Genomic DNA, 26,463 nt, shown 5'->3' with positions numbered 1-26,463 from the left:
CTCTAAAAAATATAGCTGCTTGTGCAGGCTGCGTAAGCGTCCAAGCCATATTTCATGCAAAAAAAGGCTTTTGACCAGCGTTGCCTCAGCGGTCAAAAGCCTTCAGCCCCATTGCTTTGCCTTAAAAACGTGGCAAGTCCGGGTGGCTGATCTGCCCGCCGCGCACCAGCATCTTGCCGTACTCTGCGCAGCGGTTGAGCGTGGGAATCACCTTGCCGGGGTTGAGCAGAGACTGCGGGTCAAACGCGGCCTTGAGGGCAAACATCTGCGCGTTTTCTGCCGTGGTGAACTGGGTGCACATGCTGTTGAGCTTTTCCACGCCCACGCCATGCTCGCCCGTTACTGTGCCGCCCATGGCGACGCTGGTTTCCAGAATGTCGGCGCCGAATAGTTCGCAGCGGTGCAGCTCGTCGGGGTTGTTGGCATCAAACAGAATCAGCGGGTGCAGATTGCCATCGCCCGCGTGAAACACGTTGGCGCAGCGCAGCTGGTATTTTTTCTCCATCTCCTGAATGGCCAGCAGGATGTCGGCCAGCCGTTTGCGTGGAATGGTGGAGTCCATGCACATGTAGTCGGGGCTGATGCGGCCGCTGGCTGGGAAGGCATTCTTGCGTCCGCTCCAGAAGCGCAGGCGCTCTTCTTCGCTGTTGCTCACGGTGATGGCCGTCGCTCCGGCGTTGCGCAGCACCTCGCTCATGTGGGCAATCTCTTCTTCGACCTCTTCGGGTGTGCCGTCGGATTCGCACAGCAAAATGGCCTCGGCCGTGAGGTCATAGCCTGCGCGCACAAAGTCTTCGACGGCGGCCGTCATGGGTTTGTCCATCATCTCAAGACCGGCCGGGATGATGCCTGCGGCAATCACGGCGGCGACGGCGTCACCGGCTTTGCGCACATCGTCAAAGCTGGCCATGATGCAGCGCGCCAGCATGGGCTTGGGAATGAGCTTGACGGTCACTTCGGTGACCACGGCCAGCATGCCCTCGCTGCCAATCATGATGGCCAGCAGGTCCAGGCCGGGGGTGTCCAGCGCATCGGAGCCGAATTCGACGGCCTCGCCCTCGATGGTGAAGCCCTTCACTTTCAGCACGTTGTGTATCGTCAGCCCGTATTTGAGGCAGTGCACGCCGCCCGAGTTTTCGGCCACATTGCCGCCAATCGTGCAGGCAATCTGGCTGCTGGGGTCGGGTGCGTAATACAGGCCGTAGGGCGCAGCGGCTTCGCTGATGGCGAGGTTGCGCACGCCGCATTGCACCCGGGCAGTACGGCTGGCGGCATCGACATCGAGAATCTTGTTGAACTTGGCCAGCGACAGAGTCACGCCCATGGGGTGGGGCATGGCACCGCCGGACAAGCCCGTGCCTGCGCCGCGCGCAATCACTGGCGCGTTGATGGCGTGGCAGGCTTTGAGGACGGCTTGCACCTGTTCGTAGGTTTCGGGCAGGCAGACCAGGAGGGGGCGCTGGCGGTAGGCGGTCAGGCCATCGCACTCATAGGGCGTGGTGTCTTCGCTTTGATAAAGCAAGGCATGGGCGGGTACATGGGGGCGCAGGGCGGCAAGCACTTCGGCCTGGCGTCGGGCGCGCTCGGATGGCTCAGGCTGTTGATGTGCGGCATTCGCGGCCACGCTGGAGCTGGCCACGAGATCGGTAAAGGTGCTGGCAGGCGTCATCCCTGCAAATGTAGGGTATGCGCCCGATCTGCAGTGTGAGCTTTATTGCAAAGCTGTTTGAAATGTGGTGTGCCAACGGTGCTGGAGTTTTCAAAAAACTATAGCTATGAGCGCTTTATAGGTAAGCGATTGAGCTGGTTTTTATTACTTTCCAGCACCCACAAGCGCTTGCTGGCGCGGGTCATGGCCACGTAGAGCATGTTGCGTTGAGGGCTGCTGGCATTGGAGGAAAAATGCCGGGAGTCGACAAAAGGCACAGCGACGTATTCATATTCATGGCCTTTGCTGCGCTCCACCGTGAGCAGTTGAAGGCTGGGCCTTTCCTGGCGCTGGTGCTGTGCAATGCTGGACTGCACCATGAGGCTCAGACGTCCCAGGAACTCATCGACCGACAGCCCGGTGCAGATGCGAGACAGTGCTTTCAGGCTGGCCAGGCATTGCTGCAACTCATCATGGCTGATGCAAGCCTGAGCAAAAAACTGCTGCAGCAGAGGGTGGCTACAGAGCTTTCCTGCATCGGCACCATGCTCTGCGGGAAGGGCCAGCCATCGAGCAGCGGGAGAATTTGGCGCGATGCGGACTGCAAAAAATCGACGTATGGCGGCTTGCTGACCCATGAGTTCGGCTGCAATGCGCAACGTATCTGACTCCGGTGTTGCGTCGCCCAGTGCTGCCATATCGAAAAGGCCATTGGCCAGCAGATCTTGATCGGGGGGATTGGCATGGCGCGCGTAGCGCATCAGCCCTTCAACCGCACTGCTCAAAATGCCTTGCGAGAGCTGGGCGGCGCCACTGCAGTCCTGCATGGCCCAGAGCATGGTCAGGACCAGTGCAATTTCGCGACGCTGATAGAAGCGCTGTATGCCTTTGCACGCATAGTGAACGCCTTCATGAGCGAACAGCCATTCAAGCTGTATCGAGTCTTCAGGCGAACGCAGGATGACACGCAGCACGGCGGGTGGAAGCTGCGGCTTGCGTGGTAGGCGGGTCACGGTGGCATGGATTTCCAGCAACTGCCGGGCGCATTCCTCATGGTCTCCATGACGATGTTCAAACCAGGCGGTGGCATTGCGGTAATGGGCCTCAAACTCCACACCGAAGAGCCGGTTCAGCTCCTGGCAGATGACGGGGCCAAAGCGGTAGGTGGTGTTGAGTGTGGCCTGAGCAGTATCTGCGGGCAGCTCCTGCAGGATGCGCTGGGCGCTGTCCCCAAAAATGGAGGCGGCTCCGGGCAGGATGTGCTGGTTGAAGTCGCCCACGCCTATGAAGCGGCCATTGCCTCGCGCCAGGTGGCGCAGCACCAGCAAAGCGGCTTCGTCCAGATCCTGCAGCTCGTCGAACAGCACGGCGTCGAAGCGGCCCTGCAGCCATGCAAAACTGGCCCCAAAGTCCAAGGCCGCCAGCTGGCAGGCCAAGGCATAGGTGCAATCGCCAGGCGCATAGAACAGCGGCTCCTGAGTGGGTCCGGCGCGCAGCCGTTCATAGCTGCGCAGCAGCCGGTACAGGCCATAGTCCAGCGCGTTGTCGCGACAATAGGCCAAAGCCGTGCAGCCGCTTTCATCCATGCTGCACTCGAGCATGCGCTGCTTTGCCAGAGCCTCGAAGGCGAGAAAGGCGCTGATGTCCAGGGGGCGGGAGAAGTAGTCTTCCAGCTCGGGGATGCCGCTTTCACCATGCCGCTGGACCTCTTGGGACAGTGCCGCGTGCGCTTGCTGGATGAGAAGGTTTTTCTCCAAGGCCGAGGACAGCAAAGGAGCGGGGTCGCCTTGCTCCTTGAGGATCTGGGCGCAAAGCTGCTCTAGTGTCAGAAGATGCAGGTCCTGGGGGCGAACGGCAGTAAACCGGGTCAGTCTATCCTGGATGGCCTTGATGCCTGCGTCCGAATAGGCCAGCATCAGCACATTGCGGGCACCCTTTGTCTGGATCAGGTCGGCAGCCTTGATGGCCAGCGTGGTGGTCTTGCCCGTGCCGGCCAGGGCGCGTATGAGCAAAGAGGGCGCCTCGCTGTTGAGGGCCAGGTTCTGGTCAAGTCCGGGGTAAAGCCTTGGCTGCGGGTTCATGCAGTGACTGCTCCATCTACGTTATCCATTGCTGGGCTTTGCACAAGGGCAGGCTTGTGCCGGGCAACCAATGGGCACTGCAAGGCAGTGAGGCCTCGCGCACTGCCTCAACTCATGGCCTGACGCAGCCAGTCAGCAAAGGCTGCACACTCCCAGCGATCCATGACGCCGGTCTTCCAGCACAGATAATGCGCATGTGGGCTGGGCGCGTCTATATCGAACAGGCGTACCAGCGTGCCGTTCTCCAGCCAGGGGGCTCCCAGCTTGTGCCTTACCAGGGCAATGCCCATGCTGGCCGAAGCGGCGTCGCACATCAGGCCGATGTCGTTGAACTGCGAGCCCTCATTCGGCTCGGCCATGTCGATGCCGGTGGCAGCGAACCAGGTACGCCAGGGCTCAAGAGGACTGCGCAGCAGCGGCATGCCCTCCAGGCTTTCGGGGTGCTCAAACGGGCCATGCTCGCGAATGAAACTGGGCGATGCCAGCGGCGTGATGGTGTCGCGGGCCAGTTCGATGTGCTCCACATCGGCATAGTGGCCGGGGCCAAAACGCACCATCAGGTCGGCTTCCTCGCCAATCACGTCCAGCAGCGGGATGGAGACCTGCAGCGCAATGTCGATCTCCGGATAGGCTTCGGTGAACTGACGCAGACGAGGAATCAGAATGACGCGCGCAAAAGTGGGTGTGACGGCCAGTTTCAGGCGTCGACGCCCCGGCGCTGCGGTGGCACCGGGAAAGCGCTGCAGTGCACCCAGGCCCTCACGTACATGGGCCAGGTAGGCGCTGCCATCTGTTGTTAATGAGAAATCGGTGCGGCCAAACAGGCGGGCCCCGAGAATCTGTTCCAGCTGCTTGACCCGGTGGCTGACGGCGCTGGGAGTGACGCACAGCTCTTCGGCTGTCAGCGTCACAGAGCGCAGTCTGGCCAGCGCTTCGAAAGTGAGCAGGCACTGAATCGGCGGAATGCGCCGAGCCGTCATGCTGTTCAAAGTGTCGGGGCTGCGGGTCATGCAGACAGTCCCAAGCCTTTCGGCTTAGCGAAAAACCACGGTCTTGTGACCGTTGAGAATCACGCGACGCTCGCTGTGCCACTTCACAGCGCGGGCCAGCACCTGGCTTTCGGTGTCACGGCCTCGGGCGGTGAGTGTTTCGACGGTGTCGGTATGGTCGGCGCGGGCTACGTCCTGTTCGATGATGGGGCCTTCATCCAAGTCGGCCGTTACATAGTGGGCCGTTGCGCCGATCAGCTTCACGCCGCGGTCATGCGCCTGGTAGTAAGGCTTGGCTCCCTTGAAACTGGGCAGGAAGCTGTGATGGATATTGATGGCACGGCCAGCCAGCTTCTTGCACAGGTCATTGGACAGCACTTGCATGTAGCGGGCCAGAACCACCAGTTCTGCACCTTCTTCTTCAATGATCTCGAACTGGCGCTCTTCGGCCTGGGCCTTGGTTGCTGCCGTTACGGGGATGTGATGGAAGGGGATGTTGTAGCTGGCCGCCAGTTGGTAGAACTCGCGGTGGTTGCTGATGATGGCCTTGATCTCGATGGGCAGCAGACCGGACTTCCAGCGGAACAGCAGGTCGTTGAGGCAGTGGCCTTCCTTGCTGACCATGATGACGGTCTTCATGCGCTCGGCCTTGGAGTGCAGGCTCCACTGCATCTGATACTGGTCCGCCAAGGCTGCGACAGAGGCCTTCAGCGAGGCGGTGTCTTTGCCGTCGCAGGCAAACTGCACGCGCATGAAAAACAGGCCGGTCACAGGGTCGTTGTACTGCGCTGCTTCTTCGATATTGCCGCCTTGTTCGAGCAAGAAGCCCGATACGGCATGCACCAGGCCCAGGCGGTCTGGGCAAGATAAAGTCAAAATATAGGCTTGGGTCATAGCTGGGCAATTGTCGCAGCAAGGCGAGGACCCTGCGGACAAAGGAAATACATGAAAAGCGAGGGGGGGCATTCTCGACTGACACCTGGGGTGATTGTCACTCTCTATGTGGGTCTGGGAGTGATGTGGCTGGCCGCTCAGGCAGCTGTGCTGGCTTATTTTGGGGTGTCGCCCAATCTCCAGTCTTTAGCGTGGCAGATTGCTCTGTTCGCGGTCTGGCTTCTGGGGACGGCTTTGGCCGTCTTATGGCTTATACGGCGCCAGCAACAGGCAGATCTGCAGAGACAGGAAGTGGCGCAGGAGCTGGACCTGGTGGTGCGCCATGCACCAGTCGGAATGGCGCGCGTGCATGTGGGCGGAGCCCAGATTGTCTGGGCCAATGCCAAGCTGGCAGGCTGGCTGGGGTGCAGTGTGGAGTCACTGCGCAACCAGGACTTTCGACGTGTCGTGCCTGCAGATGACGAGGCCGAGGTTGCGCTGCAGCTGGAGCGCTTGCTTGACGGCAGCATTGACTACTACCAAGTGCTGCGCCAGTGCGTTCATGCGCAAACAGGCAAGATCACGCCGGTGCTGTGCACGACGAGTCGCGTTGCGGCATCGGGTATGAGCGGGCCAGTGGCTCTGGTCTGCGTGCTGCAGGACCTCAGCGAAATGGTCAATGCGCGCAACGCCATGATGCGTAGCGAAACCATGCTGCGCATGGCGCTGGAGGGCAGCGGCAGCGGCGTCTGGGAGTGGGATGCCCAGGAGCAGCGGCTGAATTTTTCTTCGGGCATGGGGGCACTGCTGCGCTATCAAGGCCATGATCTGGCGCGTGATTTCGACTTCTACCAGCGGCTGCACCCTGAAGATGCAGCCCAGGCCCGCATTGAGGTCGAGCAGGCTCTGCAGCAGGGCAATCAGCTGGTGCTGACCGCCAGACTGCTGTGCTTTGATGGGCTGTACCGCTGGTTTCGGGCGCGTGGTCAGGCTTACAAGGACGGAGACGGGCGCTTGCTGCGCATTTCCGGGCTGCTGTCCGACCAAACGGCCAGCCGTGAAGCCGACGAGCGCCGCCGCCTGGCGTCCACCGTGGTGGACAACACGATCGAAGGTGTGGTGGTGACCGACGCGCACAGCCGCATTCTTTCGGTCAACAACTCGTTCACGCGATTGCTGGGCTTTAGCGAGCAAGAGATGCTGGGCCAGACGCCACGCATGTTTAAGTCGGGGCGCCACGGCAAGGAGTTCTACGACGCCATGTGGGCCAGCATGCGCGCCACAGGCCATTGGCAGGGCGAGATCTGGAACCGGCGCAAGAACGGTGAAATCTTCCCCGAGCGCATGTCGCTGAGCGCCGTCAAGGATGCCAATGACAAGGTCACGCACTACGTGTGCATGTTCACGGATATTTCGGCAGAAAAAGCACGCGAGAAGCAACTGGACTTTCTGGCGCATAGAGATGTGCTGACCGGGCTGCCCAATCGTGCCCAGTTTGCCCGCATGCTGGGCGATGCCGTGGAGCGCAGCCAGAACACCGGGATGGGCATGGCGGTGCTGCTCTTCAATATCGACCGCTTCAAGGATGTCAACGACAGCTATGGGCACTCGATTGGGGATGAAGTGCTCAGGCATGTCTCCACCCGCATGCAGGAAGCTTTGCGCAGTGGCGACATCATTGGTCGTCTGGCGGGCGATGAGCTTTGCGTGGTGGCTCAGTCTCTGAACGGGCGCCAGGCGGCGGTCGAGGTGGCAGAGCGCCTGATGGAGGCGGCTGCCATGCCCTGGAGCACTCCCGATGGTCTGTCGGTGGTGGTCAGCGTCAGCGCCGGCATCTGCCTTTATCCAGAGCATGCACTCACGGCAGAGGAGCTGCTGCAAGGTGCACATGCAGCGGTCTATGGGGCCAAGGCCAGAGGCTCCAATGCCTGGTGCTTCTTCCATGAAGATATGACCCAGGCAGCGCGTGAGCGGCTGGCGCTGGAGGCGAGACTGCGCCAAGCCCTGCAGTTGGGCCATATGCGTCTGTACTACCAGCCGCAAATCGACTTGCAAAGTGGTCGCCTGATTGGTGCCGAAGCACTGGTGCGCTGGCTAGACCCTGAAGAAGGCCTGATTTCTCCGGCGCGTTTTATTCCGGTGGCGGAAAGCACGGGCGTGATCGGCCCCTTGGGCCTGTGGGTGCTGAATGAGGCCTGCCGACAGGGGCAGGAATGGCGCAGTGCAGGCCTGCCGGACTTGAGGATTGCCGTGAATGTCTCGCTGCATCAGTTCTTGCTCACGGATATCGTGGGCGAAGCCGCTCAGGTACTGCAGAGCACGGGCTTCCCTGCCAGTCAGCTGGAGCTGGAGATCACCGAGAGCGCGCTGGCAGAGCGGCCTGAAGAAGCGCTGGCTGTGCTCAACCGGCTGCGTGATCTGGGGTTGCGCCTGGCCATTGATGACTTTGGAACCGGCTACTCCTCGCTGGCCCACCTCAAGCGCTTTCCGCTCGACCTGCTCAAGATCGACCAGGGCTTTATCCGTGACATTCCCAACAGCTGCGACGACATGACCATCAGCAGCTCTGTCATTGCCCTGGGTCATGCCATGGGTCTGAAGGTGTTGGCGGAAGGGGTGGAGACAGAGGAGCAACTGAAGTTCCTGCAGCAAAAAGGCTGCGACTTCTTTCAGGGCTACTTCTGCAGCCGCCCCTTGCCGGCCGAAGACTTCAAGCGCCTGCTGGAAAAGGTGCGCGATGGTCAGTCGTTGGTCGCTCTCGATAGCTCCGGCTTTTGCCCGGAGATCTGAGAGCGTCAATCCATTCTGAGTGCGGGCAGAGCTCAGGGGCCATGCCTCAAGGCTTGGCGGCATCCCTGTTGCTCCACTGCTTACGCAGCTTGGCGCATTGATCTTCCGAGGGGCTGCCTGGCAGGGTCAGCAGCTTGTCTGCTTTCATATTGATAGCTGACTGTGATTTATCCGATTGGGCTATGGCCACTTTTAGCTTCAAGTTTGCAGGTAGCCAGGTGGGCACGCCGATATCGCTGCGCACATGGCCGCGTCCTGCGACCAGCATCACGGCCTGGCCGGGTTGGCTTTGCTGTTGCACGGCAGCCGCCGTGACCTTGGCCATGGATTCATCGCGTGCCAGCTGAATGCGAGCCATGGGGGCGAGCTGCGATTCGGGCAGCAGGCCGCAGTGCCCTTCCTTGATGGCATCCAGCTGCAGCTGCCAGCCAGCGGCAGGCAGGTGGTTGTCATAGCGCGCTTCGCCCATGATCTGCTTCATCTGCGCACGCGGCAGATTGCCGCCCAGCACAGGCACACCGGCGCGCACGGCATTCATCACCATGGGGCCGTAGTCCTTCCAGGGCCATCCGCCGCCCGCGCCGCCGCTTTGCCACAGCAGTGCCTGTTGCGCCTCTTCATCCGTGGCTGTTTTTGGCAGGCTTGCAGTGCTTCCGCCTGCGGGCGCCATCTCTATGACCAAGGCGCTCAGGCGTTGCTGCGCGGCCAGCAGCCTGACGGTTTGCGCTTCCCACTGGTGATGGGCGATCTGGTCATGCTGCTCGCCCAGAGCGATGACCTGGACATTGCTCCATTGGGCCAGCGTCTGCTGCCATTCGGCGTCTGAGGTGAGAGCAGGGCTTTGGTGGGCGCAGCCTGCTGCCAGCAGTACACCAGCCAGTGCGCCAGCCTGTGCCAGGGAAGAAAGTGCGGGGCGCGTCAGCGCCTGTGATGTCATCCACATAAATATCAACCAGTCCAATCCGTTGAAAGACGGGGCATGGCTTTGTCGATATGGCTTTGCCCACCGGGTTTTGCCGCGATACTGCGGCCTGCAGCATTGTCGCGCCTTGCCGCAATCCCTGTGCTCTCCCCGTGCATCCTCAACGTGCATATGCCTTCTTTGCCTTACCCTCGATTCTTGGCCCAGGTGGCCGCCACCCTGCTGCTGGCCTGGCTGGCAGCGCAGCTATGCCTAGTGCTGCACACGCCGCTGCCGTGGATGCTGGGGCCGCTGATTTCGGTGTCGCTGGTCTCGATTGCCGGGGCACCCACACAAAGCTGGGGCAAGCTGCGTAATCTGGGTCAGTGGACGATTGGCGGCGCTTTGGGTCTGTATTTCACGCCAGCGGTGACGGCGCTGGTGGCAGGCCTGTGGTGGGCGATCGCGCTGGCCATTGTCTGGGCATTGGCTCTGGGGTGGGGCTTTGGCCGCTGGCTGTATCGGATGCAGGCGCCCAGCATGCTGCAGCTGCCGGGCATGACGGAATCCCGGCTGCGCGCCACCACCTATTTCTCAGGCTCGATTGGTGCGGCTTCAGAGATGACGCTGCTGGCCGAGCGCGAACATGCGCGCACCGATCTGGTGGCGGCCAGCCATAGTCTGCGGTTAGTCATCGTCACGGTGACGATTCCATTTGCACTGCAGTGGGCGGGCCTGCATGGCGACCCGAGCCTGCTGGCCCCCAGCATTCGTGTGGTGCAGTGGCCGGGCTTTGCGTGGATGGTGCTGGCAACGGGCGCAGGCGCCTGGTTGATGCTCAAGCTCAAGCGCGCCAACCCTTGGTTTCTGGGCGCGCTCATGGTGACCATGGGGCTGACCATGGCGGGCATTGAGCTGTCGGCCGTGCCGCAGTGGCTGATGAATGCGGCGCAGCTGGTCATTGGCGTCAGTCTGGGCGTGCGCTTCAGGCGCGAATTTCTGCACACCGCGCCGAGCTGGCTGGGTATGGTGGCGCTGGGCACTGTGGGCTTGATGCTGATCTGTGCGGGCTTTGCTTGGCTGCTGCACTGGGGCACGGGCCTGCCCTGGGTCACCCTGCTGCTGGCCACATCGCCGGGCGGTATTACCGAGATGGCCATCACCGCCAAGGTGCTGCAGCTGGGCGTGCCAGTGGTGACGGCCTTTCAGGTCTGCCGCCTGATTGCCGTGCTGCTGCTGGTGGCTCCGCTCTACCGGTGGGTCAATGGCAGAGAGGTACTCTCTGCAACATGAAAAAACCTTGGCTTATCTCTGTGGTCATCAGTTTGTGGATGGGCCTGGCAAGCGGTGCTCTGGTGATGTGGATGGCTTGGCAGCACAACCCGCAGTGCGAGATTCACTGTGCCGAGACGGGCATCGACTGGGCTTACTGGCTGACGCTGGGGGCAGGAGCAGGGCTGCTGGGATTTTTCTTCTGTCTGCTGCTGGCGCTCGTGGTGATGTGCTTGCTTAAAAAGCCATAGCTCTCTGTGTTGTCAGGCATGGGCGCAAATGCAAAAAAGCCACTCAGAATTTGAGTGGCTTTTTCGAGGGGCAATCGCTTAGTGAACGATCACCGGTTGTTGCGCCAGGCCGGTGTAGGTATCCAGGATTTCCTCGACCTCCTCTTCGGTTGGAGCATCCGTTTGCCAGGCCAGAATTTGCTTCTGGAACATTTCTGCCCAGGAGCCGTCCAGATACACCTCTTTGCCCGATCGCTTGTCCACGATTTCAAAGCCGTGACGGGGCAGTTGATGGACTCGCTCGATCTCGGCCTTGGCTTTGCCTGCCGGAGCGTCTGCTTCCATATCAGGTCGCAGATGGAGCACCGCAAAGGATTCTGAGTCGTAAAGCATTTGCATGGTGTTCCTCCTTTCACTTCCGTTTTGAGCTGCCAGCCATGGATATGGCGGCAGGGTGCTGCATTTCAAGCGTTGGACGCCTGCACCAGCACCTGGGCACAGTATTCCATGGATTGAACAGGACGGTGAGCAACCCGCTTTCTCAAGCTGTAGTAGGCGGTGCAGAAGGTGAGGCGACGGTACTTTTCTCGGGCTGGTACAGCTTGCAGGCCAAGGTCAGATCGCAAGCGAGCGCTTGCTGGGACTGAGGGTCAAGGTTTTCAGAAGGACTTGAGTAACCTGTAATGCCGGTCTATTGCACGGCAGGACGGTACTTCTTGAGCTGCAGATCCACAAAGTCATCCTGGCCCTGGGTGAGCTTGATGCGCACGGGCAGGTACTGCATGGCGGGGGCCAGCCAGACCGAACCACGCTGTTCGCTGCTGCTTTTGCCGGGCAGTTTATCCAGGCGCAGTGCCATCACGCTGCCAAAAGGCAGCTCCAGTGCTTCGGTGGGCCCTACGCGGAACTGCCAGCGCACCGCAGAGCGCGCACTGCTGGTGGTCAGCTCGATCAATGTGCCTGCGGGATAGCGTTCGGAATCAGCGGCCAGCAGGGCCGAGAGCTGCAAGAAGACGCTGAGTCGATCCTGCACGCCAGCGGTAATGGCTGCGTCGGTCTGGCCGCCGCTGTAACGGGCCTTGCCTTCGGCGACATCAAAGGCGGCAGACTGGTTTTTACGACCTTTGTCGCTGAAGTTCAGCGGCTGCAGTCCCTTGGGGGTGATCAGTCCATCGCTGGTCTGTGCACGCTCACCCATCAGAAACATGCTGATGGACTGGCGTGCCTGATAGTACTGGCCGTCATGCTGCCATTGCAGCTGGGCGCCGGCGGAGTATTGAAAGCCTTTGACCTGGCCCGAGGCATTGAACTCCAGCGTGGCGGAATCGGGCAAGCTCACTGGAAGCATGGTGTCCGGCGGCAATGGCGTGCCTCCGGCAGGCGTGACGATCAGCGGGCGCGCTGTTTCGGGGCCATGGGTTTCGGCGGGTTCTGTTGGCTCAGGGGCGGACTCCGCTGACGGTTCGGAAAGAGCTTCCTGCGATGGCGCTGGTGTTTCTGTCTCTGGGGCGCTTGGCTGCTGCTCCTGAGTTTCGGGCTGCTCTGGCTCCTGTTCCACAGGTTCGGGTGAGGGAGCCGGCGCAGGCGCAGGCGCAGGCAAAGGGGCCGGCTTGGGCCTTGGCTTTGGTGGCGGTGCAGGCTGGGGTGCAGGAGTTGGAGGAGGTGGTGCAGGCGGAGGAGGTGGTGGCTCCTGCAGCATGCGCGTCTCCATCACGATCTGGACGTCGCCTGTCTTGTCTTTGAGAGTGGGCTCTGGCAGGCCCAGGAACAGCAGGCCATGGGCAGTCAAGACCACTGCTGTCGCGGGCAGCAGTGCCTTGCGTGTGCAGTTTTGCTGAGGGCGTTGTCCCATGGGCGTGATGTGAAGTGAATCTCAGCGATGGAGCTCGCCGCGCCAGCCCAGGTCACTGGAGAGCTGGCGGGCTGCGGTCTGCAGCGGCTTGTCGATGGCTCCACCATATTCCGCATCGAAAGTCGCCAGTGAACCCAGGGTCATCAGGCCCAAGGCGATATGACCGGAGGCATCAAAGACCGGCGCGCAGAAAGCCACGATCCCCGGCAGCACGGTATCGACCACGCGCGCACAGCCGCGCTCGCGAACCTCGGCCAGCATGGCGGCCACGGCTTCTTCGGTCAGTGGCAGGTCCTGGCGCTTTGCCTTGCAGGCCCGCTCCAATTCAGGCTCCAGCAAGCAAGCCGTTGTTTCGCGTGGCAGCCAGGCGGCAAAGCAGCGCCCCGTGGCAGATGACAGCATGGGCATCACATCGCCCAGGCGCAGATTGGCAGTAACGGACTGCGCTGATTCTTCCCAGTGCACGATGGTGGGGCCGTGATTGCCCCAGACGGCAATGGCCAGCGTGTGGTTCAGGGTCTCCAGCAGGGCCGGTATGCGTTCGCGGGCCAGGCGCACCGGGTCCAGCCGGGCGATGGAGGCCAGGCCGATCTTGAGCGCCGCAGGCCCCAGGTCATAGCGAGAGTTGCGCGGGTCCTGGGTGACCAGGCCTATGCGTTGAAAGCTGACCAGATAGCGGTGTGCCTTGGCGGCACTCATGCCGGCAGCAGCGGCGACATCCTTGAGCATCAGCGGACCGCTGGCCAGGGCCAAGGCTTCGATGAGGGAGAACCCCACTTCGACCGATTGAATCCCCGCACGTTCCTTTTCCATTGCCATAGAATTGTGTTTTGTTTAGTTAAATTGATTTAACCAATCGTAATTGATGTGGAGCTCAGGCGTTGTGCCTGCATAGCTTGCCATCATGACAGGGAGCAGGGCATGAAACTGGCAACTTACAAAGATGGTTCGCGCGATGGGCAACTGATTGTCGTCTCGCGCGATCTGAGCATGGCCTGCTATGCCACAGGCATTGCCAACCGCATGCAGCAGGTGCTCGACGACTGGAGCTATATGGCACCCCAGCTGCAGGATCTGTCGCACGAACTCAACAGCGGCAAGGCCCGCCACGCTTTTCCTTTCGATCCCCAGCGTTGCATGGCTCCGCTGCCACGCGCCTATCAGTGGGCCGATGGCTCGGCCTATATCAACCACGTAGAGCTGGTGCGCAAGGCGCGCAACGCCGAAGTGCCCGCCAACTTCTACACCGACCCTCTGATGTACCAGGGCGGCAGCGATGACTTCATCGGCCCCTGCGACGATGTGATCGTGCCCAGCACGGCCATGGGCATTGACTTCGAGGCCGAGATTGCGGTGGTCACCGGTGATGTGCCCATGGGCACCGATGCCAAGGATGCGCTGGACGGCATTCGTCTGGTGATGCTGGTCAATGACGTCAGCCTGCGCAACCTGATTCCCAATGAGCTGGCCAAGGGCTTTGGCTTCTTCCAAAGCAAGCCTGCCACGGCTTTCAGCCCCGTGGCCGTGACGCTGGACGAGCTGGGCGATGCCTGGAAAGGAGGCCGCCTGCATCTGACGCTGCAGAGCACCTGGAACGGACGCAAGGTCGGCATGTGCGATGCGGGTGAGGAGATGACTTTCCACTTTGGCCAGCTGATCGCCCATATCTGCAAGACCCGCAATGTGCGCGCCGGCTCCATCGTGGGCAGCGGCACCGTGAGCAACAAGGGCGTGGAGACCGGCAGCGGCAAGAACAAGCGCATGGAATGGCCCAAGGGCTATAGCTGCATTGCCGAAAAGCGCTGCATCGAAACCATTCAGGACGGCGCGCCCAAGACCGAGTTCATGCAATACGGCGACACCATCCGTATCGAGATGAAGGGCAAGGATGGCCAGAGCATCTTCGGCGCCATTGACCAGAACATTGCTCCGCCCGGCGGCAATCGGGATGACGTGACTGAAGTCTCGTCTGCGGACGCTGCCCAGGAGTGATGCCTTGCAGCTGTCATCTATGCCAGTGCTGAAAACCGTGGCCACCCTGCTGCTTGCGTTATGCGCGGGTCTGTCCATGGCGGCAGAGCCTGAAGTTCACTGTGTTCCCCCTGCCAGTCCGCCCACTGCGGCCGAGGTGCAGGCCATGGCTCCTCATATCCAGGATCGAGGCCTGCTCTGGCGCGTGCAGGATGGCGAGCGCACCAGCTGGCTCTACGGCACTTTGCATGTGGGCAAGCGGGAGTGGATGTTGCCGGGCCGCACCATCGTGCACGCCATGGCTGGTGCAGACCTGCTGGCGCTGGAGTTGGATGTGCTGGATCCGCAGATCATGCAGGAGTTGATGGAAGGCTTGCAGGCCCGCGCCGGAGCGCCGGCGCTGCCGGATGAGCTGGAGGCAAGACTGGCCCGACATCGCAAGCAGGCCTGTGCCGAGCACTTGAGCGCGCAGCGGCCAGATGCTCAGTTGCTGGGCTTGCTCAGCGAGTTTGGGCGCAGGCAGGGTCTGATGGCCGAGTTCGGGGCCGATATGTTGCTGGCAGGCATGGCTCAGCAATTGGGCAAGCCCGTGCTGGGGCTGGAGTCTGTGCAGACCCAGCTGCAGGAGCTGCTGTCCGACGATCCGGCCGAGGTGCGGCAAAGCGTGCGTGACGGGCTGGATCAGCTGGAAGACCCCAAGGCGCCGGCCATCCTCAGGCAACTGGCGCAGCTGTGGGCCAGTGGCAATGAAAAGAAGCTGGCGAGCTATGCCGACTGGTGCGACTGCATCAAGACCGAACGTGACCGGCTGAAGTACGACCGCCTGATGGATGGGCGCAACCCCGGCATGGCCGAGGGCATCGCGACCCAGATCCAGCAGGGCAAGACCGTGTTTGCCGCTGTGGGAGCACTGCACATGGTCGGGCCTCAGGGACTGCCCGAGCTGCTGCGGCAAAAAGGCTATCGGGTTGAGCGTGTGAGCTTCAAGCCGTTGGCGGCACAAAAATCGGAGCCAAAACCGCCTCAAACCGAATAGAGACAAGCGCTAGCTGCTATCAATTCATAAAAACAGGCAGCGGTGCGGGGTCTACAAAAATTTCATAACCCCTAGACAACCCTCAAGGAGACAAACCATGGATCGTCGTCAATTCTTGGCTGCCGTGGCCGCCAGTTCGGCTGCTGCCGCATCCCCCTTTGCCATGGCGCAGGACTGGCCTGCCAGCCCCGTGCGCTGGGTCGTTCCCTACCCACCAGGAGGCGGCACCGATGTGCTGGCCCGCACGGTGGCCGAGGCCATGCGCAAGACGCTGAACCAGACCATCGTGGTGGACAACCGTCCCGGCGCCTCGACCAATATCGGCGGCCAGATGGTGGCCTCGGCCAAGCCCGACGGCTACACCATCATGTCGGCCGACAATGCCATCCTGGCCTATAACGAACACCTGTTCCGTAAGCTGCCCTTCAGCCCCGAAAAGGACTTTACCTATGTGGGCGGCATCAGCCGCTTCCCCATGGCGTTGGTGGTCAACCCCGCTTTTGAAGCCAAGGATTTCAAGGAATTCCTGGCCTACGCCAAGGCCAACCCCGGTACGCTCAACTACGCCTCGCCCGGCAACGGCTCGCCCCACCACCTGGCCATGGAGCTGTTCAAGAACCGCACCGGCACCAGCCTGACCCACATCCCCTACAAGGGAGCAGCCCCCGCGCTGGCCGACGTGATGGGTGGCCAGGTGCCTTGCATGTTCCTGGACCTGGCCTTGGGCCTGCCCGTGATTCAGTCCGGCAAGGTGCGAGCCCTGGCCATTGGCACCGCCAAGCGCGTGCCCAATCTGCCCAATGTGCCCACGCTGGCCGAGCTGGGCTTGAAGGACTCCGAGGTCTATGCCTTCCAGGGCATTCTGGGCCCCAAGGGGCTGCCACCCGCCATCGTGCAGCGCCTCAACGCAGCTCTGCAAAAAGCGTTCGAGGATCCCGATGTGATCAAGCGCATGGCCGACTTCGGCATGGAAGCGCTGCCCGGCACGCCCGAGCAGTTCCACGCCATGGCCCGTGCCGAAGCCAAGCGCTGGGGCGAGGTCATCAAGGCCGCTGGCGTGAAGCTGGACTGATTACTTTGAAGCTGCAAAAAGGCCCGGCTTTGAGCGGGCCTTTTTGCATCAAATGTGCCTCAAGCGCTTGTCCATAAAGCGCTATCAGCTATCAAATTGAAGGTTTCGCTTTGGCGGCGCGCACCGCCACCACTTCAATCTCTACATACCAGGCCGGGTTGGCCAGCGCGGCAATCTGGAAGGCCGAGCGGGCGGGCAGATGGGGCTGCGCTGCCGTGCCGAAAAACTGGGTGTAGCCGCGCATAAAACCGGCAAAGTCCATCTTGCCGCCCTTGGCCGGATCGGCCACCAGAAAGACCTGCATCTTCACCACATCGCTCATGCTGAGGTTCATGCTTTTGAGCTGCTCTTCCAGCCCTTGGAGGATGGCCACGGTCTGGCCCTCGGTGTCGCCGCCGTAGGCTGCGGGATCGGTGGCAGGCTTGGACTTGTCCACCACGGGCGGCACCTTACCCGATAGATAGACGGTGCGCGCATCGGTGGGAATTTCCACGGCAGCGGCGATAGGGAAGGTGGATCCCGGTGTCTTGTAGCGCACGACATCGCCGCCCCCAGCGGTGGTGGCAGCACAGCCGGTGAGCAGGGCGGCTGCGCCCAAAGCGGCAGCGGTGATGGTGGTCTTGAGGATGGATGGAATGTTCATGGGATCTCCTGAATGAATTGGTGGGGGCGCTTACTGGGTGATGCGAAAGGGCTTGACGTCAGCGGCGGTCAGCTTGTCGGTGAACTGGTTGCCAAAGTTGCTACGCACATAGTTCACGACCTCGGCAATCTGCTCGTCAGAGAGCTTGCTGGCAAAAGAGGGCATGCCGTGCAGCCCGTTCATGACGACCGAGGCAGGGTAGGCGGCAGCGGCCAGCTTGGGGTTGGAGGCAAGGGCAGGGTAAAAGCCCGCGCCCTTGGCGCCTTCGCCTTTGGCCATGTGGCAGCCCTGGCAGGTGCTCTGGTACAGGGCTTCACCGCCGGTTTGCGAAAAGCGCGGGCGCAGCGACGAGAAGTTGCTCATCAGCGCTTGGGTGTCTGCGGCGCTGATGGCCAGGATGGCGGCGGACTGCAGCGGCTGCAGGTTTTTCACATCCTGCGTGCCCTGTGATTGGGCCAGCGCTCCCGCAGAAAGACCCAAAGCCAGGGCGGATGCGGCGCAAAGACGGTGCAATGTGTTCATCATGGTGTGCTCTTTCTAGAGATGTGGGTGGTCAGAGGCTGGAGGCCTTGGCATGCAGGCGCTGGATGGCGTCCAGCGAGGACAGCACGGCGCCCTCCTGCCAGGCGGGGATGTACGAGACATGCTCGCCCGCCAGCACCAGGCGGCCATCGACCTGGGCCAGGTTCTGGTAGTGCTGCTCGCGCAGGGCGTCGGTCCAGTTGCCAAAGCAGCCGTTGATCCAGGGAATGCGGTGCCAGGCCACGGATACGCCGTTGAGGAACTCCTGCTTGTATTGAGGGTGAATCTGCGCGCCGTACTCCAGCGCCAGGCGGATGCGCTCGGCTGGTTTGAGCGAGGAAAAGCGGTAGCTGTTGCTGTTTTCAAAGGCGTAGCCGCCCAGCAGCACGGCGGGGCCGCTGCCCATATAGCCGGTGGAGGGGTAGGAAATCTGCTGAATGGGCAGATCGGTGTAGCTGATGCCGCCGTAGATGCGCTCGTCTTCCTCCCAGAAGCGGCGTTTGAACTCCAGGCCTACTTTCATGGAGCTGCCGTAGGGCACAGCGGCAATGGCGTTTTGCATGGCGCTGCTGGCCTGCACTTCGATCTGGCTGAGGATGGACAGCGGAATGGTGCACACGCACCAGTCGGCACGGGCATGCAGTGTGGCACCGGGCTTGAGGCTGTCCACATAGTCCACGGTCACGCCCTTGTCGTTTTGCGCGATCCTGGTGACTTTGGCGTTGTAGCGAATGGCCGGGCCCAGATCGCGGGCCATGGCTTGCGCCAGCATGTCCATGCCGCCCTCGGGCTGGAAGATGGCGCTGTGGAACTCGTAGATATTGCCCACGCCCATCTGGCGCCACAGATTGGACTCCAGCAGATCGTGCAGTCCCATGGGCGTGGAGGGCTTGGCCAGCGCCATCAGGCCGCCGCCGGGGTCGATGTCGTAGCCGCGGAAATCGCTGACCGCATTGCTTGAGCGGTAGCGGTATTCCTTGTCCAGTACGCCCCAGGCCTTGAGGCCTTCCAGCAGGCGCTCCTTGTCCTCCTTGCTGACGGCCTGGTCCAGCGCACCTTGGTTCGTGGCCTTGGACAGCAATTCGGCTACATGGCCATAGACATCGGTTTGCACATGGCGAAAGCGCTGGGGCTTGCCCGCCAGGGCCTTGCTGTTGTGCAGATAGGCGTTGTAGTTGACCTGGTTGAAGGCTTCAAGCTTGATGCCAAAGCGCTTGTAGTAGTCCAGCATCGCGTGGTGGTGGTAGGGCACGCGCCAGGGGCCGGGGTTGAAATAGTTGCCCTTGGCAAAGCCGACTTTCTGGCGTGTGCCATCCAGTTCGGTGAATTCGTCGCCACCGCGTAGCGTCCAGCAGCGGCCACCGGCGCGGCCCTGAAATTCGAGCAGCTGCACCTTGTAGCCCGCAGCGCGCAATTCAATCGCGGCCACCATGCCGGCCAGGCCTGCGCCCAGCACCAGTACGGTGGAGCCGGGCTTAGCATGGCTCAGCTTGACGGGGCCGCTGTAGTGCGATTCGGCGGCATAGCCGAGAGAAGACATGGCCTGGTACATGGCACTGCCGCCGGCGACTTTGCCGATCATGGAAAGCAGTTGTCTGCGGCTGACGGTTGAGCGTGGCTCTGACATGGGTACTCCTGTGCTGTGAATCCATTGCGCCGCCCTTGTGGGGCGACGTCTTACAGGGAGTTGAGCAAGAGCTGTGCCAGAGCTGCGATGCCGGTCATTAACTCAATGAAATCATGGGTTTGCTGTGCTTTTGAGCTTGAAGTGTCTCAATCCTTTGTACCGCTTATGGTGCATGCTCACTAATTTGAAGCATCACTGATCAAATTGGTGCAATCAGCCTGCACGCTCAGGCGTGAAAAAAGGCGTATTCGCTGCTATTGCGAATACGCCTTGGGGATGGTGGGCGGGAGCGGTCCTTAGGTCTTCAGCACGCTTTTAGCTCGCCGCTGCAAGGGGGCTGACCATGACACGGTTGCGTCCCCCATTCTTGGCGGCATAGAGCATGGCATCGGCCTGTTCAAAGACGCCGGCGATATCCGCATGGCTTTGAGGCCAGTGGGCCACGCCCAAAGAGATGGTGATGTGGCCGACCTGCGCAAGCTCCATCTTCTCTACCAGCAGGCGCAGGCGCTCGGCGGCACTTGCGGCGGCCTCCAGCGGTGCATCGGGCAGCAGCAGTAAGAACTCCTCTCCGCCCACGCGGCAGGGCAGGTCGCCGGAGCGTGAGACTTCGCGCATGGTTCGCGCCAGCTGCTTGAGCACCTCGTCACCCGTGCTGTGGCCGTAGCTGTCGTTGATGCGCTTGAAGTGATCAATGTCGATCGCAATGACGGAAAAAGGCTGCACCCGAGACTCAAGACTGGCGATGGCTGCCTCCAGATGGCGGCGGTTGCCCAGGCCCGTCAGCGGGTCGGTGTTCACATCCTCGCGCAGCTTGGTGATGTTGCGCTGCAAAAGACTCAGGCCTTTGAGCATGGCTTTCTTGAGCTCATGGGATTCGAAGTACCAGGATTTGACGTCCTGAATGGACTGGGCTGTTTCGGGCCTGTCCATGTCGTTTGCGCTGTTGGCCAGCTGGCGCAGCGGGCGGGCGATCTGGCGCGCGCTCCACCAGATGACGATCAGCATCAGTGCTGCAATGGGCAGCGTCTTGTAGAGCACGGAGCGCATCAGCTTGTCCAGCGGCGCCAGTGTGGAGGCCTTGGGGCGCTGAGCGACGATGCCCCAGCCCGCCGATGGAATGGTGGCGTAGCCGGCCAGCATTTGCACTCCCTTGCTGTTGAGTACCGGAGACGTGCCGGACTGGCCCTGGGTCACGGCGTTGATGACCTCGTTGTTCTTGATGGTGTCGCCCACGCGGCTGCTCTCCGGGTGGTAGATGATGCGGCGGTCGCTGTCCACCACATAGACATAGGTGCCGTCCTGGTAGAAATGTGAGCCCAGCAAGGTATCGAGAATGCTTTCGTCCTTGAGGTAGATGCTGCCGCCCACGGCACCCAGGTAGGTGCCGGCTTGGCTGAAGATGGGCTGGGAGATGAAGACGATGTAGTTGCCGGCAACGGATAGATAGGGCTTGCTGATGACCGGGCCCCGGGTTTTCAGCGTCTCGATCACCCCCGGACTCTCCAGTGTCTTGCCCTTGATCTGCAGCGTCTCTGGGGAGGTGGCCAGCACATAGCCGGTGGGGTCGATGATGGTGACGGAGTTAAAGCTCTTGGTCTGCAGACGCAGGCGATTGGCCTCTTGCGACAGGTAGTCGGTGTTCTTCATCTGCGTTCCCATAAGCCGGGCGCTGTAGGCCAGCTGCTGCAGCGCAGAGTGCAGAAAATCGTCCGTGCTCCTGGCCAGCTTGGTGGCGTAGGCGTGGTGGCCTTCCAGCGTGGTGTCGATCAGCTGCTGGCGCTGCACCAGATAGCCGGCATAGAAGGTGTTGGCAAAAGGGATAAGCGCGCTGAGCAGTGTCAGCACCAGAATCAGACGACGTAAGTCCATGACGCTCTGCAGGGCGGAGCTGCAGCCAGTAATTCAAAAAACGCACAGGCTGCTGCCTGCAGGCAGGCCCGAGGGCGATTATGGATGGAGCCTTGCCGCTGCGAGCCACAGGCCCTGATTCTGGGTATGGGCAATGGGAACTACTGCAGTGCCTTTTGGCGCCGCATGGTCAGCACCAGAACCGCAAGGCTTATACAGGCTCCCAACACGCCGAGCACGGCAAAGACAGGAATGTCCCATAGGCGCAAATCCCAGGCCAGCAAGGTGGGGCCCATGCCCAGCACAAAGGCGCCGGCGACGACGGCCAAGGCCAGGCGGGTGGCTGCACGCTCGACCGCGGTGGACAGGCGCTCCAGATGGTGAATGTCCATATCCACGGCCACGCGCCCCTGCTTGAGGCGGTACATCAGCAGGCGCAGGGTTTGCGGCACATCGCCCGCTACTTCGTACAGCTGCGCCATGGCCGCCTGCTTCTCGCGCAGCAGTCGCTTGGGAGAATAGCGGGCCTTGATCTGCGCGGCCACCATGGGGCGCATGGTTTGCACCACGTCAAACTGCGAATCCAGTTGCAGCAGCACGCGATCGGCCGTCACCAGCGCCTTGAACAACAAGGCCAAGTCTGAGGGTAGGGCCACCTCGGCCTCGCGGGCCAGATTCATCAGCTGCATGATGGCGTTTGACAGCGAGAGTGTGGCTTCGGCCTGGCGGCGTGCCACATAGTGCTCCACCGCCGTTTCCAGGCGCGAGATATCGCTGTGCGCCTCGCCGCTCCACTCCAGCAGCGTCATCAGCAAGGCGTCGGCATCGCTGTCCACAATGGCACGCAGCAGCATCAAAAACTGGTCGCGGCGGTGCGGCGACAAATGGCCGACCAGGCCAAAGTCCAGAAAGCCCACCCGATTGCCGGACAGGGCAAAGACGTTGCCGGGGTGTGGGTCGGCGTGGAACAGACCATCGCGCAGCACCATCTGCAAAAAAGCCTGCGCGCCGCGCCGGGCCAGCAGCGGGTGGTCGAAATGCGGCAGCTCGGCGGCCTTGTTGGCGGGCACGCCGTCCAGCCAGTCCTGCACCAGGATTTCCGGGCCGCTGAGCTCCCAGACAATGCCGGGGATGACGATGTCGTCCTGTGCCGCAAAGGCTTTGGCCACGGCTTCGTTGTTCTGGCCTTCGATGGTGAAGTCCAGCTCTTCCTGCAAGGCGGTGCTGACTTGACGCGCGACTTCACTGGGGTTGTAGCGGCGCAGCGGGCTGAAGCGCTCTTGCAGCACGGCGGCCATGTGGCGCATCAGCCGGGCATCGGCTTCCAGACCGGCGCGTATGCCGGGGCGCTGGACTTTGACGACGACTTCGCGTGCGCCGCCATCAGCCTGGCGCACTGCAGCGCGATAGACCTGGGCCATGGAGGCAGAGGCCAGCGGCGTGCTGTCAAAACGCTCAAAAGCCTGCTCTACCGGCATGCCCAGCTGAGCTTCGATATGGGGTTGCATCAGCTCCCAGGGCAGCGGCTGGGCCTGGGTGTGCAACTGCTCCAGAGCCTGCGTCCACTCGGCTGGCAGAAGGTCGGAGCGGGTCGCCAGAATCTGCCCGAGTTTGACGAAGGTGGGGCCCAGCGCTTCGATGGCCATGCGCACGCGTTCAGGGCGACTGGGAGGCAGAGCATCCAGCGAAGGGTTCTCTGCAGAGGACTTCCATTGCGCCCACCGCGAAAGTCCCAGTGTCTGCACGATATCGGTCAGGCCAAAGCGCAGCAAAGTGCCCACGATTTCCTGAAGACGGGCCCGGTCACGAACGGCAACAACAGCGGTTTGCAGCATGGATTGATTTCTCCTTGTCCGCAAAAAGCATAACGCTGCCGCAGAGAAAGATTTTTTTGCTCCTTTTCAAAGAGCTTTTAGCGCTTTGTTTTTCTTGTTTTGATAGTGGTTTCTATCTGAATTTCTTTCAAATATTGCGCTACATGCTTTTAAAAATATAGCGAAGACCTTGATGTGAGCGGGCTGAAATAGCTCAGGCAGAGGGCGCGGACGCCGTTGAGAGAACGTTCTCCACAGACGCTGACATACCACTGAAAAATGGCTGGATTGAAATCAGCGTGTGCGCCTATTATTTGCCTCGCATTCGCCGCCACACCGTGGCGGGCGCGCAAACCCAAAGGGCTGAAAAAAGCCCTGAATAAAAAGCCATAAGCAACCAGAGAGTGAGAGCAATGCAAGACAAACCAATGGGATGGAATCGTCGTCAATGGATGGCCACGGCTGCTGCGGGAGCAACGCTGGGCGGCTGGAGCGGGCTCGGTCTGGCGCAGGAAGCCAGCGGGCCGATTGTGCTGGGACAGTCCTGTGCGCTCAGCGGCCCCTCGGCGCAGCTGGGGACGCAGTTTTCGCAGGGTGCCAAGCTGTACTTCGATCAGCTCAATGCCCAGGGCGGCATTGGGCGGCGTCAGGTGGAGTTGCGCACGCTCGATGACGGCTATGAGCCCGAGCGCTGCGTGGCCAACACCCAGAAATTTCTGGCCGACGATGTGATGGCCTTGTTCGGCTATCTGGGCACGCCCACCAGCATGGCGGCTTTGCCCTTGCTACAAAAGGCCAAGGTGCCGCTGATTGCGCCGCTGACCGGTGGTGCGGGGCTGCGCGATCCCAAGCTGGCGCAGACGGTCTTCAATCTGCGGGCCTCTTATGCGGATGAAACCGCCCTCATGGTCAAGCAACTGGTGTCGCTGGGCCTCAAGAAAATTGCGGTCTTCTACCAGAACGATGCCTATGGCCAGTCCGGGCTGGAGGGCGTGACGCAGGCCCTGGCCAGCCAGGGCCTCAAGCCTGCGGGTGCAGCCACGGTGGAGCGCAACTCGCAGGATGTGAGCAAGGCCGTCAAGGCATTGGTGCCGCTGGGTGCTGATGTGATCGTGCAGGTGGGTACGTATGGAGCCAGTGCTGCCTTTGTGCGTGCGGCGCGCCAGGCAGGCTATGGCGGCCAGTTCTACAACGTGTCGTTTGTCGGCACATCGGCACTTGCGCAGGCCTTGGGCAAGGAGGCTGAGGGGGTGGTGGTGACCCAGGTCGTGCCATCGCCTTACAGAACCACGCACCCGCTGGCGCGCGAGTTCCATGCAGCTCTGCAAAAAAGCGGCGCCACGCTGCAGCCCAATTACTCGAGCATGGAAGGCTTTCTGGCGGCCCGAGTGGTGGGCGAGGCCTTGAAGGCTGCTGCTGCCGCCAGTCGCCTGCAGCGCGATGGGCTGGTGGCCGCTCTGGAGTCCCTGAATGGGCAGCAGGTGGCGGGCTTTCCCATCGCTTTTCGCCCTCAGCCGGGCAAGCCGCGCTTTGTGGAGCTTTCCATGCTCACCGGCGACGGCAAGGTCCGCGTGTGAGGCTTTGCGCTCGTATGGGCGCAGCGCCCTGAAACTTGGGTCATCATGGCATTTTTGCCAATGATGATCCCAAGGAGAGAGCGCATGGCCCTGCTGCCCGAACTACAAGCAAGCGCCCCTGACATTGCCGCGTTGCGGCGCGATATTCATGCCCACCCAGAGCTGTGCTTCGAGGAAATTCGCACCTCGGACCTGGTCGCTGAAAAGCTGGAGCAATGGGGTATCCCCATACATCGCGGGCTGGGCAAGACGGGGGTGGTGGGCATCATCCACGGGCGTGACGGCGGTCAAAGCGGCCGCGCCATCGGCCTGCGCGCCGACATGGATGCCCTGCCCATGCAGGAGTTCAACAGCTTCGAGCACGCCAGCCGCCACGCGGGCAAGATGCACGCCTGTGGTCACGACGGTCACACTGCCATGCTGCTGGCTGCCGCGCAATATCTGGCCGCACATCGCGACAGCTTTGAAGGCACGGTCTACGCCATCTTCCAGCCCGCCGAAGAAGGGGGCGGCGGTGCGCACGAGATGATCAAGGACGGACTGTTCAAACAGTTCCCCATGCAGGCCGTGTTTGGCATGCACAACTGGCCGGGCATGAAGGCCGGCACCATGGCCGTGGGCGCAGGCCCGGCCATGGCTTCCAGCAATGAATTCAAGATTGTGGTGCGCGGCAAGGGCGGCCACGCGGCCATGCCGCACATGGTGGTGGACCCAGTTCCTGTGGCGGCCCAGCTCATCATGGCTTTCCAGACCATCGTCAGCCGCAACGTCAAACCCATCGAAGCGGGCGTGGTCTCGGTCACCATGGTGCACGCTGGCGAGGCCACCAATGTGGTGCCCGACAGCGTCGAGCTGCAGGGCACGGTGCGCACTTTCACGCTGGAAGTGCTGGACTTGATCGAGCAGCGCATGAAGCAGATCAGCGAGTCTCTGTGCGCCGCGCATGGCACGCAGTGCGAGTTCGAGTTTGTGCGCAATTACCCGCCCACCATCAATACCGCGCCCGAAGCCGAGTTTGCCCAAGCCGTGATGCGCGAGATTCTGGGGGATGCCGGCGTGGTGCCGCAGGAGCCCTCCATGGGCGCCGAAGACTTTGCCTTCATGCTGCTGGAAAAGCCCGGTGCCTACTGCTTCATCGCCAACGGTGACGGCGACCACCGCGCTCTTGGTCACGGCGGCGGCCCTTGCACCCTGCACAACCCCAGCTACGACTTCAACGATGCGCTGATTCCGCTGGGAGGCACCTTCTGGGTCAGGCTGGCCCAGTGCTGGCTGGCGGATCCGACACGCCGCTAAAAGCCGTTGCCCGCTATGAGTACCTCTTAAAAAGAACGGTCGTTCTAATTTTGGTGATTTGTCGCTACACTGGCTTGCATACCTATCAGTCAAGGAGACCCGCCATGTCCGATTTGCAAGCCCGGTTTGAAGAAACCGTCAAGAACTCCACCTCATTGGGAGAGCGGCCTGACAATGCCACGCTGCTCAAGATCTACGCGCTGTACAAGCAGGCCACGCAAGGCGATAACGAAGGCAAGAAGCCCAGCTTCACCGACATGGTGGCGCGCGCCAAGTGGGATGCCTGGGCAAAGCTGGAGGGCACGACGGCAGATGAGGCCAAGCAGCAATACATCGACCTGATCGAATCGTTGAAGTGAGTGCAGTCACAGCAGCCTGGCAACTGGAATCGTAAAAATTCATAGCTGCTAGCGCAGTC

General features: G+C 61.5%; 22 protein-coding genes. 9 read left to right on the top strand and 13 right to left on the bottom strand.

The features are described 5' to 3' along the window. Positions 1-121: 121 nt before the first annotated feature. The 4 genes from AC2I9W_RS13975 to purU all read right to left on the bottom strand — a co-directional run bounded on the left by AC2I9W_RS13975 (position 122) and on the right by purU (position 5,612). Positions 122-1,669, bottom strand: a complete 1,548-nt coding sequence (locus tag AC2I9W_RS13975; protein WP_486410551.1) for an FAD-linked oxidase C-terminal domain-containing protein — start codon at positions 1,667-1,669, stop codon at positions 122-124. A gap of 104 nt (positions 1,670-1,773) precedes the next feature. After that, on the bottom strand, positions 1,774-3,729 hold the full coding sequence (locus tag AC2I9W_RS13970) for a UvrD-helicase domain-containing protein (RefSeq protein WP_486410550.1): 1,956 nt from the start codon (positions 3,727-3,729) through the stop codon (positions 1,774-1,776). 107 nt (positions 3,730-3,836) lie between these two features. Further along, positions 3,837-4,739, bottom strand: a complete 903-nt coding sequence (locus AC2I9W_RS13965; protein WP_486410549.1) for a LysR substrate-binding domain-containing protein — start codon at positions 4,737-4,739, stop codon at positions 3,837-3,839. Positions 4,740-4,763: 24 nt separating this feature from the next. Then, positions 4,764-5,612, bottom strand: a complete 849-nt coding sequence (gene purU, locus AC2I9W_RS13960; RefSeq protein WP_486410548.1) for a formyltetrahydrofolate deformylase — start codon at positions 5,610-5,612, stop codon at positions 4,764-4,766. Between the two features lie 51 nt (positions 5,613-5,663). Here purU and AC2I9W_RS13955 point away from each other — a divergent pair, with 51 nt between their 5' ends. Then, positions 5,664-8,381: an EAL domain-containing protein gene (locus AC2I9W_RS13955; RefSeq protein WP_486410547.1), complete on the top strand. Its 2,718-nt coding sequence runs from the start codon at positions 5,664-5,666 to the stop codon at positions 8,379-8,381. Between the two features lie 46 nt (positions 8,382-8,427). Here AC2I9W_RS13955 and AC2I9W_RS13950 read toward each other — a convergent pair whose 3' ends face one another. Beyond that, positions 8,428-9,318: a ChaN family lipoprotein gene (locus AC2I9W_RS13950; protein WP_486410659.1), complete on the bottom strand. Its 891-nt coding sequence runs from the start codon at positions 9,316-9,318 to the stop codon at positions 8,428-8,430. 156 nt (positions 9,319-9,474) lie between these two features. Between AC2I9W_RS13950 and AC2I9W_RS13945 the strand changes: the two genes are divergently transcribed. Together AC2I9W_RS13945 and AC2I9W_RS13940 are read left to right on the top strand one after the other, a co-directional pair. Then, complete coding sequence (locus tag AC2I9W_RS13945; RefSeq protein WP_486410546.1) at positions 9,475-10,575, top strand: AbrB family transcriptional regulator; 1,101 nt, start codon at positions 9,475-9,477, stop codon at positions 10,573-10,575. Further along, positions 10,572-10,805, top strand: coding sequence for a hypothetical protein (locus AC2I9W_RS13940; protein WP_486410545.1), 234 nt, complete (start codon positions 10,572-10,574; stop codon positions 10,803-10,805). Before AC2I9W_RS13945 ends, AC2I9W_RS13940 begins: the two co-directional genes overlap by 4 nt. A gap of 78 nt (positions 10,806-10,883) precedes the next feature. Here AC2I9W_RS13940 and AC2I9W_RS13935 read toward each other — a convergent pair whose 3' ends face one another. The 3 genes from AC2I9W_RS13935 to AC2I9W_RS13925 form a co-directional block, all read right to left on the bottom strand. Further along, entirely contained in the window at positions 10,884-11,183 is a 300-nt protein-coding gene (locus tag AC2I9W_RS13935) for a BTH_I0359 family protein (RefSeq protein WP_158393847.1), read from the bottom strand. Positions 11,184-11,475: 292 nt separating this feature from the next. Further along, entirely contained in the window at positions 11,476-12,636 is a 1,161-nt protein-coding gene (locus AC2I9W_RS13930; protein WP_486410544.1) for a DUF3108 domain-containing protein, read from the bottom strand. 21 nt (positions 12,637-12,657) lie between these two features. Further along, the gene (locus AC2I9W_RS13925) at positions 12,658-13,449 is read right to left on the bottom strand and encodes an IclR family transcriptional regulator (RefSeq protein WP_486410658.1); all 792 of its coding nucleotides are present in this window, start codon (positions 13,447-13,449) and stop codon (positions 12,658-12,660) included. 108 nt (positions 13,450-13,557) lie between these two features. On the opposite strand from AC2I9W_RS13925, the gene AC2I9W_RS13920 reads away from it, so the two are divergent. The 3 genes from AC2I9W_RS13920 to AC2I9W_RS13910 all read left to right on the top strand — a co-directional run bounded on the left by AC2I9W_RS13920 (position 13,558) and on the right by AC2I9W_RS13910 (position 16,715). Beyond that, positions 13,558-14,628, top strand: a complete 1,071-nt coding sequence (locus tag AC2I9W_RS13920; RefSeq protein ID WP_486410543.1) for a fumarylacetoacetate hydrolase family protein — start codon at positions 13,558-13,560, stop codon at positions 14,626-14,628. 19 nt (positions 14,629-14,647) lie between these two features. Further along, positions 14,648-15,643 (top strand): TraB/GumN family protein, encoded by a 996-nt coding sequence (locus AC2I9W_RS13915; RefSeq protein WP_486410542.1) that lies wholly within the window; start codon positions 14,648-14,650, stop codon positions 15,641-15,643. Positions 15,644-15,740: 97 nt separating this feature from the next. After that, entirely contained in the window at positions 15,741-16,715 is a 975-nt protein-coding gene (locus tag AC2I9W_RS13910; protein WP_486410541.1) for a Bug family tripartite tricarboxylate transporter substrate binding protein, read from the top strand. Between the two features lie 91 nt (positions 16,716-16,806). Here the strand turns inward: AC2I9W_RS13910 and AC2I9W_RS13905 are convergent, their stop codons facing one another. The 5 genes from AC2I9W_RS13905 to AC2I9W_RS13885 form a co-directional block, all read right to left on the bottom strand. Then, positions 16,807-17,358 carry a RidA family protein gene (locus AC2I9W_RS13905; protein ID WP_486410540.1) on the bottom strand — a complete coding sequence of 184 codons (552 nt, stop codon included), beginning with the start codon at positions 17,356-17,358 and terminating at the stop codon, positions 16,807-16,809. A gap of 30 nt (positions 17,359-17,388) precedes the next feature. Next, positions 17,389-17,883 carry a c-type cytochrome gene (locus AC2I9W_RS13900; RefSeq protein WP_486410539.1) on the bottom strand — a complete coding sequence of 165 codons (495 nt, stop codon included), beginning with the start codon at positions 17,881-17,883 and terminating at the stop codon, positions 17,389-17,391. A 28-nt stretch (positions 17,884-17,911) separates the two neighbouring features. After that, positions 17,912-19,507, bottom strand: a complete 1,596-nt coding sequence (locus AC2I9W_RS13895; RefSeq protein WP_486410538.1) for a flavin monoamine oxidase family protein — start codon at positions 19,505-19,507, stop codon at positions 17,912-17,914. A 315-nt stretch (positions 19,508-19,822) separates the two neighbouring features. After that, positions 19,823-21,379: a sensor domain-containing diguanylate cyclase gene (locus tag AC2I9W_RS13890; protein WP_486410537.1), complete on the bottom strand. Its 1,557-nt coding sequence runs from the start codon at positions 21,377-21,379 to the stop codon at positions 19,823-19,825. 140 nt (positions 21,380-21,519) lie between these two features. Beyond that, a complete protein-coding gene (locus AC2I9W_RS13885) occupies positions 21,520-23,193 on the bottom strand; it encodes an ABC1 kinase family protein (RefSeq protein WP_486410536.1) in 1,674 nt (557 codons plus the stop codon). Between the two features lie 392 nt (positions 23,194-23,585). Here AC2I9W_RS13885 and AC2I9W_RS13880 point away from each other — a divergent pair, with 392 nt between their 5' ends. The 3 genes from AC2I9W_RS13880 (at position 23,586) to AC2I9W_RS13870 (ending at position 26,404) form a co-directional block, all read left to right on the top strand. Then, complete coding sequence (locus AC2I9W_RS13880) at positions 23,586-24,749, top strand: ABC transporter substrate-binding protein (protein WP_486410535.1); 1,164 nt, start codon at positions 23,586-23,588, stop codon at positions 24,747-24,749. Positions 24,750-24,833: 84 nt separating this feature from the next. Continuing rightward, positions 24,834-26,045, top strand: a complete 1,212-nt coding sequence (locus tag AC2I9W_RS13875; protein WP_486410534.1) for a M20 aminoacylase family protein — start codon at positions 24,834-24,836, stop codon at positions 26,043-26,045. A 104-nt stretch (positions 26,046-26,149) separates the two neighbouring features. Further along, positions 26,150-26,404: an acyl-CoA-binding protein gene (locus tag AC2I9W_RS13870; protein WP_486410533.1), complete on the top strand. Its 255-nt coding sequence runs from the start codon at positions 26,150-26,152 to the stop codon at positions 26,402-26,404. Positions 26,405-26,463 lie beyond the last annotated feature (59 nt).

The sequence above is a fragment of the Comamonas sp. FUJ_7 genome, assembly GCF_057369555.1.
This window is presented reverse-complemented; position numbering and strand designations above follow the sequence as displayed.